At 51.4% G+C, this 10,363-nt stretch carries 11 protein-coding genes; 2 read left to right on the forward strand and 9 right to left on the reverse strand.

Annotated elements, in window-relative coordinates; all coding sequences use genetic code 11:
- The coding region (locus BZJ21_RS14375) for a hypothetical protein (RefSeq protein ID WP_077670151.1) at positions 1-556 on the reverse strand (556 nt) is incomplete at its 3' end.
- 14 nt (positions 557-570) lie between these two features.
- Complete coding sequence (locus BZJ21_RS14380) at positions 571-1,260, reverse strand: SURF1 family protein (RefSeq protein WP_158011817.1); 690 nt, start codon at positions 1,258-1,260, stop codon at positions 571-573.
- A 45-nt stretch (positions 1,261-1,305) separates the two neighbouring features.
- Between BZJ21_RS14380 and BZJ21_RS14385 the strand changes: the two genes are divergently transcribed.
- A complete protein-coding gene (locus tag BZJ21_RS14385; protein WP_077461475.1) occupies positions 1,306-1,512 on the forward strand; it encodes a DUF2909 domain-containing protein in 207 nt (68 codons plus the stop codon).
- 1 nt (position 1,513) lies between these two features.
- Here the strand turns inward: BZJ21_RS14385 and BZJ21_RS14390 are convergent, their stop codons facing one another.
- The 6 genes from BZJ21_RS14390 to lexA all read right to left on the reverse strand — a co-directional run bounded on the left by BZJ21_RS14390 (position 1,514) and on the right by lexA (position 7,433).
- On the reverse strand, positions 1,514-2,380 hold the full coding sequence (locus BZJ21_RS14390) for a cytochrome c oxidase subunit 3 (RefSeq protein ID WP_236719577.1): 867 nt from the start codon (positions 2,378-2,380) through the stop codon (positions 1,514-1,516).
- A 10-nt stretch (positions 2,381-2,390) separates the two neighbouring features.
- Positions 2,391-2,918: a cytochrome c oxidase assembly protein gene (locus tag BZJ21_RS14395; protein WP_077670153.1), complete on the reverse strand. Its 528-nt coding sequence runs from the start codon at positions 2,916-2,918 to the stop codon at positions 2,391-2,393.
- Entirely contained in the window at positions 2,908-4,509 is a 1,602-nt protein-coding gene (gene ctaD, locus BZJ21_RS14400; protein WP_077461472.1) for a cytochrome c oxidase subunit I, read from the reverse strand. Before ctaD ends, BZJ21_RS14395 begins: the two co-directional genes overlap by 11 nt.
- Before the next feature lie 9 nt (positions 4,510-4,518).
- Positions 4,519-5,634 (reverse strand): cytochrome c oxidase subunit II, encoded by a 1,116-nt coding sequence (gene coxB, locus BZJ21_RS14405; RefSeq protein ID WP_077576375.1) that lies wholly within the window; start codon positions 5,632-5,634, stop codon positions 4,519-4,521.
- Between the two features lie 256 nt (positions 5,635-5,890).
- A complete protein-coding gene (locus tag BZJ21_RS14410) occupies positions 5,891-6,685 on the reverse strand; it encodes a class I SAM-dependent methyltransferase (RefSeq protein WP_025744362.1) in 795 nt (264 codons plus the stop codon).
- A gap of 121 nt (positions 6,686-6,806) precedes the next feature.
- Entirely contained in the window at positions 6,807-7,433 is a 627-nt protein-coding gene (gene lexA, locus BZJ21_RS14415) for a transcriptional repressor LexA (protein ID WP_025744361.1), read from the reverse strand.
- Between the two features lie 213 nt (positions 7,434-7,646).
- Between lexA and plsB the strand changes: the two genes are divergently transcribed.
- Positions 7,647-10,082 carry a glycerol-3-phosphate 1-O-acyltransferase PlsB gene (gene plsB / locus BZJ21_RS14420; protein WP_077670155.1) on the forward strand — a complete coding sequence of 812 codons (2,436 nt, stop codon included), beginning with the start codon at positions 7,647-7,649 and terminating at the stop codon, positions 10,080-10,082.
- Between the two features lie 51 nt (positions 10,083-10,133).
- Here plsB and BZJ21_RS14425 read toward each other — a convergent pair.
- The coding region (locus BZJ21_RS14425) for a PAAR domain-containing protein (RefSeq protein WP_077670154.1) at positions 10,134-10,363 on the reverse strand (230 nt) is incomplete at its 5' end.

Here is a 10,363-nt window from a genome sequence, read left to right on the forward strand (position 1 = left end):
AATAAATATGGCATAACGCACGGTTTTCAGCCCTAAGTGACAATTTAGTCATTAAGTTGCTAGCCCAGGTATGGCGCGGATCTTCATGCGTTTTCCCTGTCCACTGGGTTTTATCGTCACTGACTGGATAGGCCAGCACCACATTGTTCATCGGGTCGCTAAGATAAATGGTATTTTTATCAAACGCTTGCTGCTGCCACACCTGCGCCTGCTCGGTCGTCAGAGTTTGCCATGTCAGTACCTCCGGCGCTTTCAGTGCAGTACTTGTCAGAACCACGCTAGTGACGCGATCGCGCTCTTTACCCACCGCAATAGGAATTTGCGTTAACTGAAAAAGGGCTTGCTCACACACCAAGTCACACTGCTCTGGCACCCGATAAATCAACCGCCACTGCCCTTGCTCGGGTAACCAATTCAAGGTCGCTGGCTCAGCAAGAAACTGGCCGTAATTGGTGACACCTTTTTGGTACCAACTTTGCTCGAGCACTAATTTGGCCACCACCACCGGCAGTATAAAGATCCCTATCAATGCCACGACAAGCATGCGTCCTTTCATTCGCACTCCTTCCTTTATGTTTTGTGCCACCATATGCCCGCACCGATACCGACTGCGAGAGCCATCAGTGCCCATTGCAAGGCATAGCCATAGTGCTTCGTCGGCGGCATCACCACTGGCTGCCACACCGGCCTCACCCCTGCTTGCGCCAAGGCATCCCGGCTCGGCGCTGTCACATCCACCAGTTTTTCTGCCCGTATCAGCCACTGCACCTCTAGCGCGGGTAGTCGTGCCTGCAATGTGGGTAAATCAATGCGTTGTACCCGCACCGGCCAGGTTTGCGTTTCCGTCTGTTGCTTAAGCACAACGCGCTTTGACGGTGTGTCAGCAAATCCGAACAGTTGATAGCGCGATGCTAACGTGGGTACGTCCGGCAATGCACGAAGCGCAGGCGCGGCCATCCAGCCCAATTCAACCAACCACCACTGCGATGGCTGCTGGCTTGGAATAAAAGGAAGAAAAAGGCGATAGCCTACGCGGCCTTGGTGAATCTGATTGTCGAGCCACACGGCGAACTCGGGGCGAAACTGGCCATCGATCACCAGGTATTGCCCTTTTTGCACCGAGCCTGTGAGTGATTGTGGTGTTTGGTTGGCGTCAAACCGTGCCAGATGTTGGGCTTTTTGCGCGCCACGCGTCCATTGCCAATGGCTTAACTTGACGAGCAGCAAGACCACAACCACAGTCAATATCAGAAATCCCATTCGTCGTCCTTGTTTCATACTTACCCATTGCGCGAAGGAGCGCTTATGTTGATCAAAGCCATACTGATTTGTTTACTGGTTTTTATTTTGTTTAACCTCTTTCGTGCCTTGCCCGTGTTATTAAAAGGCGATAATTCAGTGCCTTTATCCCGTTATCTCGGTCGCCGGGTGCTGTTTTCCGTGATTGTCTTCGTGTTATTGCTGATTGCGCTCTCCATGGGCTGGGTTGCCCCCAATCCGCGCCCATACTGAGTTAAAGAATGTAAACCAACACAAACAAGCACAGCCACACCACATCCACAAAGTGCCAATACCACGCACTGGCTTGAAAGCCAAAGTGATGCTCAGGGCTAAAATGTCCACGCATCACGCGCAACCAAATAACCAAGAGCATTACGGTTCCCAAGGTCACGTGTAAACCATGGAAGCCCGTCAGTAAGTAGAAGGTGTTGCCATACACGCCTGAATCGAGGCGCAAGTTCATTTCTTGATAGGCATGCACATACTCTTCGCCTTGAAAGAACATAAACACCGCCCCAAGTAAGACGGTCGCCAGTAAAAATCCCTTCAGCCGTCCGCGTTGGTTTTTTTCAATCGCAGTATGGGCAATATGGAGCGTGACCGACGAGGTCAGGAGGATCAGCGTGTTAAGCAAGGGCAGTCCCATCGCGGGCATTGCCGTGGTTTCTATCCCGCCCGGTGTGACAGTCAGTGGCCACTGGGCAACAAAATCCGGCCACAATACCGCCGCGGTCATCGCATTATTGCTGGCCCCGCCTAGCCAAGGTACGGCGATAAAGCGGGCGTAAAAGAGCGCACCAAAGAAGGCACCAAAAAACATCACCTCAGAGAAAATAAACCAGCTCATTCCTTGGCGAAAAGAACGGTCCATTTGAGCCGAGTAGAGGCCTTGCATGGATTCGCGGATCACATCGCGAAACCAGCCGGTCAGCATCACCACAATCAGTACGGTGCCCGCCAGCAACAACCAAGGGCCGTATCCCCCAAACAAGCCGCCTACCGTGGCACCGGCCCCTGCCGCAATTAAAAACAGCGCCAGCGCACCGACAATCGGCCATATACTGGCAGCTGGGACGTAGTAACGTTCAGGCGTCGCCATGATCGCCTCCTTATTCCTTGGCACTGGCGGTGACATCAAACAGCGTATAGGCCAGCGTTAAATGGTTAATGTCATCCGGCAGCTCAGGATCCACATAAAACACCAGGGGCAACGCCGCGTCCTCGCCACGTGGCAATGGCTGCCGGTTAAAACAAAAGCATTCAATCTTGTTAAAGTATTGCGCGGCTATCCCCGGTGAGACCGAGGGTACGGCTTGACCAATGGTGTCATAGCGTGCGTTATTCGTTGCGAGATAATTAATCGTGTGAGTCGCACCAGGGTGCACTTGCATCTGGTTGACTTGGGGCTCAAATGTCCAACGCATCCCCGGATTGGTGTAGGCAATAAATTCAATGGTCACCAAGCGATCTTGGTTAATGCCAGCACTGGATGCGGCCGCCTCGGTATCCGTTTTGCCATTAATGCCCGTCACGTCGCAAAACACGTCGTAGAGCGGAACTAAGGCAAAGGCAAAACCAAACATACCCACGGCGAGCAACAGTAGACGACGAGCGGAGCGCGTTGATTTAGTGACCATAGCGCGCTTCCTCCAGATCCGGCGGTGTCTCAAAGGTGTGGTAAGGCGCGGGCGATGGCACGGTCCACTCCAGACCTTCGGCCCCCTCCCAAGGTTTAGCGGCAGCAGGCTCGCCACCACGCGCGCATTTAATGACGACGGCTAAAAAGATGAGTTGCGACAGACCAAAGGCAAAGCCACCAATGCTGACAATGGCGTTCACGTCGGCAAACTGCAGGGCATAATCGGGGATCCGGCGTGGCATGCCTGCGAGGCCGAGAAAATGCATCGGAAAAAAAAGAATATTGACGGAAATCACTGAGCACCAAAAATGCCACTGTGCCAGGGTTTCATTAAACATATGCCCAGTCCATTTAGGCAGCCAGTAATAGGCGGCTGCCATGATCGAGAACACCGCCCCTGAGACTAAAACATAGTGAAAGTGCGCCACCACAAAGTAGGTGTCGTGGTACTGAAAATCAGCCGGTGTGATCGCCAACATTAGCCCAGAAAACCCGCCAATGGTAAATAAGACGATAAATGCAATCGCAAACAGCATCGGCACTTCAAACGTTAGCGAGCCTCGCCACATGGTCGCCACCCAGTTAAACACTTTGACCCCAGTCGGCACCGAGATCAGCATGGTACAGAACATGAAAAACAGCTCGGCAAACACCGGCATCCCGGTAGTGAACATATGATGTGCCCATACCAGAAAGCTTAATCCTGCAATCGAGGCGGTGGCATACACCATGGAGCTGTAACCAAATAGCCGTTTGCGTGAGAACGCCGGCACGATGGCCGAGATAATGCCAAAACTGGGCAAAATCATGATGTAAACTTCTGGGTGACCAAAGAACCAGAAAATGTGCTGGAACAAAACCGGATCACCGCCCCCCGCTGCATCAAAAAAGCTGGTGCCAAAGTATTTATCGGTCAGCACCATGGTCGCTGCTCCCGCTAATACCGGCATCACCGCAATCAGCAAAAAGGCGGTTATCAGCCAGGTCCAGACAAACAGCGGCATTTTCATATAGGTCATGCCAGGCGCGCGCATATTGATAATTGTCACAATCACATTGATCGCCCCCATAATGGAGCTGATCCCCATAATATGTAGGGCAAACACAAATAAGCCGGTGCTATCGGGGCTATAGGTAGTCGACAGTGGCGCGTAGAAGGTCCAGCCAAAGTTGGGGCCGCCACCTTCCATAAATAACGAGCCGATCAATAATAGAAACGCAAACGGCAGAATCCAAAAGCTCCAGTTATTCATCCGTGGTAGCGCCATATCCGGCGCCCCTATCATCATCGGCACCATCCAGTTAGCGAGCCCAGTAAAGGCAGGCATGACCGCGCCAAACACCATAATCAAACCATGAACCGTAGTCATTTGATTAAAAAAATTGGGCTCTATCAGTTGCAGGCCGGGCTGGAATAATTCCGCACGGATCACCATTGCCATCGCGCCACCCAGCAAAAACATGGTGAAGCTGAAAATCAGATACATGGATCCGATGTCTTTGTGGTTAGTGGTCAGCACCCAGCGCATGATGCCGCGCGGTTTATGGTGGTGGTCGTCATGAACGGATTCTGGCGTTGTATCTGTCATAGTGCGCTCCTAAAGCTCTTCGCCCGACATCACCGCGTTAACCTGAGCGGCTTGTACCGTCTCGCCGGTGTCATTGCCCCACGCATTGCGCTCGTATGTCACCACCGCTGCTAACTCTTTGAGTGACAATTGCGGTCCAAACGCTTGCATGGCAGTGCCGGCTTTGCCGTTGACGACAATATCGATATGATCGACCAATCGATTTGGTTGCGTCGCAATCTCAGCATCCGCTAACGCTGGGAATACGCCAGGCATGCCTTGCCCTTCACTTTGATGGCACATGCCGCAGCGGCTGTCATAGACTTGTTTGCCCAGCGCCATCAGTTCATCCATCGGCATTTCCATCCCCAATAAGCGTTGCTCTTCTTCGCGAGCTTGTTGCTGAGTGAGTGCGGTTTTTTGCACCCAAGCATCAAATTCTTCTTGCGGCTTAGCGATCACCACAATCGGCATAAAACCGTGGTCTTTACCGCACAGCTCGGCACACTGCCCACGATAAATGCCGGGTTTGTCGATTTTGGTCCAAGCCTCATTGATAAACCCAGGGTTGGCATCCTTTTTCACCGCGAAGGCCGGTACCCACCAAGAATGAATCACATCTTGCGACGTGATCAAAAAGCGCACCTTGCGTCCCACCGGTAACACCAAGGGTTGGTCGACTTCTAACAAATAGTTATCGCGTTTTTGTCTTTCGTTGCGGATCTGTTCAGGGCTAGAGGCAAGCAAGGAGAAAAAGGCAACATCGTGATCAAAGTAGCGGTAATGCCACTTCCATTGTGAGCCGGTCACTTGAACGGTTAAATCAGGCTTGGTGGTATCTTCCATATCGAGTAGCACTTGGGTGGCGGGGATCGCCATACCCACCAAAATGAGAAACGGTACGAGCGTCCACGCAATTTCTACCTTGGTACTTTCATGAAACGAAGCAGGCTTGGCGCCTTTGGATTTACGATGGCGGATAATGGCCCAAAACATTACGCCAAACACCAATACCCCTATCGCCACGCAAATATAGAAAATCGTCATATGCAGGTCATACACCTGCTGACTGATGGCCGTGACCCCTTGAGTCAGGTTCCACCCTTCACGTTCGGCAGCCTGCACTTGCCCAGGCAGCAAAGCCATTCCCGATGCCAGTATTGGTTTATGGTAGCTCGACACAGCCCCCTCCTGCCCGCAGGCATGAATGCATTGCACCTTTGCTTAAACCCACGCAGCTTAAGCAAAGGTTAAGGAAACAACGCGATACACACGATCACAAAAATTAACGTTTTGTTTACATTCAATCTAGGAGAGGTATGGCCAAAGGACAAAAAATAGACAAAGAAAGATCGTGAGGCTAAGCACAGACTGAAAAGCGAAAGGCGGCATCCGCGCCGCGCTAGATCTCAATATGCAACACCATCGGGGTAAAACGCAGACGATAACGCGGCATCGCCGCCAGTGCGCGCTGCCAAAAACGCCACCTTGGGCAAGGTTTATCAAGTGGGGAGTGTTCTTCAACCCGACAGGCCCAGGGCAAGGCTTGAATGATCGCCATACGCGGATCGGCAAAACCATGTTGATAAGATTCACACCCCAGTTTCTGGCCGATCCGGCTGTGGCACTTATCTCCCGCTAAGACTAAACAGGCCTCAACTTGCGGAAAATAGCGACTAATATGCTGGCAAAATGCAGAAATTTCTTGGTTGGTGCACTCAAGTAAGGCTTGATCGCAAATTAACATGGTCGGATGACCCGCAGGGACCGCCAGTTGCGCCAGCCAATCAAGCTGTTTGACCGACCCTTGCACCATTCGGAAACGCTCACTGGTGTGGAATAAACGCTCTCGCCATAACAAGGTTTCGTCAACATCGACTTCTAACCAACGACAACGGCCGTTATCCAGTCGATAAAAGCGGGTATCTAACCCACCACCAACATTAATGATCCATGCCGTGGGATGCTGAGCAAGAAACTGTTTAACAATGGCATCACACTGGCTAGTGAGCGTGGCATAAAGAAGCTGGGTTTGATCGAGATTGTGCCAATCACATTCGGGCTGCATGACACACCCTTGGCATGCGGCGGCCGCCATGGGGTCATAGATCACGCCATTGTCAGTCAGGCTCTCACGACTGCGCAGCCACATAGGCTTAAATAGCTTACTGGGAACAGAATGCTGTTGCGTACGCACGGACACCTCCACACACGATAATCAAGGATGATAATAATTATCGTTTAAATGCAGAGAAATGCAAAGATGTTTTTTTAACCGCATTCCATTGGCGGACATCAATGTCCGCCAAGGTGGGAAATCACATCCAATCGGTATTGCGAATCACACCAACAGCAACACCTTCAATCGTCAGTGATTGTGCAGTTAAATCCACCGAGATCGGCATAAATTCATCGTTTTCAGCATGAAGAACAACATTCGACCCTTTCTTCTCTAGCCGTTTGACGGTGACATCGTCATCCACTCGCGCGACGACCACTTGGCCATTATGTACGTCTTGTGTTTTGTGCACCGCCAGTAAGTCACCGTCAAGAATGCCAATATCTTTCATGCTCATGCCGCTAACTCGCAGTAAAAAGTCGGCACTTGGCTTAAACAAGGCTGGATCGACCTGATAGAGGCTCTCAACATGCTCTTGTGCCAAGATGGGCTCACCCGCCGCGACACGGCCAATTAAAGGCAAGCCTTGGTCATCAGGCGTCACCACTTCTTCTTCGCTAATTAAGCGAATACCGCGTGATGCCCCGGGAATAATCTCGAGTACGCCTTTGCGCGCCAACGCTTTCAAATGCTCTTCGGCAGCGTTCGCGGAGCGAAACCCCAGCTGACGGGCGATTTCGGCACGTGTTGGGGGCATCCCTGTGTCTTCAATATGGGTTTTAATCAGCTCGAAGATTTGTTGCTGTCTCGCGGTTAACGGCTTCATGCTCTTACCTGTCTTTTTATACAGTTAACTGTAAGTATATCCAGTAACATACGGCTTGAAAAGGACTAATTATAGACACGAGAAGCGGATCTCATTGTCGGTAGCCGATTCAAACGCGCGCAATCTCGCGTCAATTCTCTGCCTTTGGTTGCAAGTTCGCAGCCATTTTCTGCTATCCTTGGCGCGCATTTTGAATTTGAGGCACTGACAATCATGGCGCTCTGGCAAAAGATTTATTACAAGCTATTGAATTTGCCGCTTTCTGCCTGGGTAAAAACCCAATGTATCCCCTCTGAACCGGTCGAGCAGCTAAACCTGTCTCTCGCACGTCCTATTGTGTACGTGTTGCCGTTTCAGTCTCATTCGGATTTATTAACGCTACGGCGAACCTGTTTACGTCAAGGATTACCGGATCCATTAAAGCCCCTCATTATTGGCGATACCACACTGCCGCGCTATGTCTTTATTAGTCACGGTCGTAAGGTCTTTTCCGCGGATCAAGACTTGCCCAAACGCTCCTTAGCGCATTTTCAAGATCTGCTGCGCTTACATCGTCAAGATAGTGAATTGGATATCCAGCTGGTTCCCGCTTCCGTGTTGTGGCAACGCGATCCGGGTAACGAAACACAACGCCACCAAGCAACGCTGCACGCAATGAATGGGCCAGAAAAATTCTGGACCATCCTTACGCGTGGCCGTGATGGCATGGTGCGGTTAAGCCAAGCGGTATCCTTGCGCTATATGGCGGATAAACACGGCACCGATCAGGCGATCGCCCATAAACTGGCGCGAGTGGCAATGATCCACTTTTCGCGGCAAAAACTCGCGGCTTCAGGCCCACGCTTACCTAATCGTGCTTTGCTCTTCAAACGCCTACTGGCGTCAAAGGCCATCGACAAAGTCGTCCACGATGAAGCACAAAGCCGTGATGTGTCAGTTGAAAAAGTTCGTAAAGAAGCCGTCGACATGATGGAAGAGATTGCGGCAAACTTTTCGTATCGTTTGATTCGATACAGCGACCGCATTCTAACCTGGCTTTGGAATAAACTGTATCAAGGCCTTCATGTTAACAATGCCGAACGGGTTCGCCAGCTGGCACAAGATGGTCACGAGATTGTCTATGTGCCTTGCCATCGCTCGCACATGGATTACTTGCTGCTCTCTTACGTGCTGTATAAAGAAGGCTTAGTGCCGCCGCATATTGCCGCGGGTGTCAACCTCAACTTCTTCCCTGCCGGGCCGCTCTTCCGTCGCGGTGGCGCCTTTTTTATTCGCCGCAGTTTTAAAGGCAATCGCTTATATTCCACCGTTTTTCGTGAATACTTGGCGGAGTTGTTTGCCCGCGGTTATTCGGTCGAATATTTCGCTGAAGGCGGGCGCTCGCGCACCGGTCGCTTATTGTCGGCTAAAACGGGGATGTTATCGATGACCTTGCAAGCCATGCTGCGCGGCCAACAGCGTCCTATCACCTTAGTGCCTGTCTATATCGGCTACGAGCATGTAATGGAAGTGAACACTTATGCCAAAGAGCTACAGGGCCAGCGTAAAGAAAAAGAGAGCTTTGGTCAGGTACTCGGGATTGTGCGTAAGTTGCGCAATTATGGCCTTGGCTATGTCAACTTCGGTGAGCCGATTGCGCTCAATCAACACCTCAATGAGAAAGTGCCAGATTGGCATGATTATATTGATCCAATGGAGCCTCAAAAGCCGGCCTGGATGAACCTAGTGGTGAGTGAGTTAGCGACCAAGGTCATGACCCATATCAACGATGCTGCCGCGACCAATGCGCTGAATCTCTGTGCGACCGCGCTGCTCGCCTCGCGCCAACGAGCCCTGAGCCGAGAAGCCTTAGAATCACAACTTGCGGTCTATCAAGGCCTACTGACTCAGGCCCCATATTCCACCAGTAGCAGTGTCCCACAAGCCTCGCCGGTAGAATTGGTCGAGCATGCGTTGTCGTTAAATAAACTGGTGGTCGAGAAAGACACCATGGGTGAAGTCATTTCGCTTGATCGCCAGCAAGCCATCTTAATGACTTACTATCGCAATAATGTGATCCACCTAGTGGCACTGCCATCACTGATTGCACAAATCCTGGTAACCCACCAAACCATCAGTCAATCCGGCTTGCGGGCTTGTGTGCAGCAGTTGTATCCCTTGCTCAAAGCAGAACTCTTTATGAGCTTTGATGATGCCGGACTCGACAGCTACTTTGATGCACTCTTACATGCCATGCATGCGCAGTCCTTGTTGTGCTGTGAGGGCGACAAAGTCACCATGAATAATGCCAAGCTCGGCGAGCTACAATTACTCGGCCGTACCATTGCCGAAACCCTGCAGCGCTATGCCATTACCTTGACCTTGTTCACCCATCAGCCACACATTGATAAGCGCGATTTGGAAAAACACAGCCAAATGTTAGCGCAACGACTCAGCCGTTTGCATGGTATCAATGCGCCTGAGTTTTTCGATAAACAGGTCTTTACCATCTTTATCGATACCCTGCGCGAGCAAGGCTATTTAGACGATGATGCCAAAGCCAATGCTGAGCGCATCCAGGCCTTAAATGACTTTGTCTGTGGTTTGATCTCACCAGAAGTGCAATTAACAATTCAAGCCGTGCTAAATCAGCCGCTGAATGAAAGATAACTGAAGAAAAACATCAACACTGTATGAGATAAACCAGGGGCGTTGCCGCCTCTAACCAATGATGACGTCCCCGGAGCCTGATATCAGTACGCCACCGCAGTTAAGCGCATCGCCAATGCGGGCGGCGGGTTTACCATCAATCATCACCCCAGTTGAACCCGCGGCAATCTGGCGACCATGAAAGCCATGTGGGGTTTTCGGGCACGGGCAGCCGTGTGGGGCGGCGGTATCCCCCACTCTTGCCGCCGGCTTGCCATTAATCATCACCCCAGCGCTAGCGC

The sequence above is a fragment of the Salinivibrio costicola subsp. alcaliphilus genome (genome assembly GCF_001996185.1).
Lineage (GTDB): Bacteria > Pseudomonadota > Gammaproteobacteria > Enterobacterales > Vibrionaceae > Salinivibrio > Salinivibrio costicola.

Excerpts from the sequence above, each read along its gene's own strand:
- BZJ21_RS14395 (WP_077670153.1), bottom strand. The coding sequence starts at position 2,918 with ATGGTCACTAAATCAACGCGCTCCGCTCGTCGTCTACTGTTGCTCGCC.
- ctaD (WP_077461472.1), bottom strand. The coding sequence starts at position 4,509 with ATGACAGATACAACGCCAGAATCCGTTCATGACGACCACCACCATAAA.
- coxB (WP_077576375.1), bottom strand. The coding sequence starts at position 5,634 with ATGGCTTTGCTGCCTGGGCAAGTGCAGGCTGCCGAACGTGAAGGGTGG.
- BZJ21_RS14390 (WP_236719577.1), bottom strand. The coding sequence starts at position 2,380 with ATGGCGACGCCTGAACGTTACTACGTCCCAGCTGCCAGTATATGGCCG.
- plsB (WP_077670155.1), top strand. The coding sequence starts at position 7,647 with ATGGCGCTCTGGCAAAAGATTTATTACAAGCTATTGAATTTGCCGCTT.
- lexA (WP_025744361.1), bottom strand. The coding sequence starts at position 7,433 with ATGAAGCCGTTAACCGCGAGACAGCAACAAATCTTCGAGCTGATTAAA.
- BZJ21_RS14380 (WP_158011817.1), bottom strand. The coding sequence starts at position 1,260 with ATGGGATTTCTGATATTGACTGTGGTTGTGGTCTTGCTGCTCGTCAAG.
- BZJ21_RS14385 (WP_077461475.1), top strand. The coding sequence starts at position 1,306 with ATGTTGATCAAAGCCATACTGATTTGTTTACTGGTTTTTATTTTGTTT.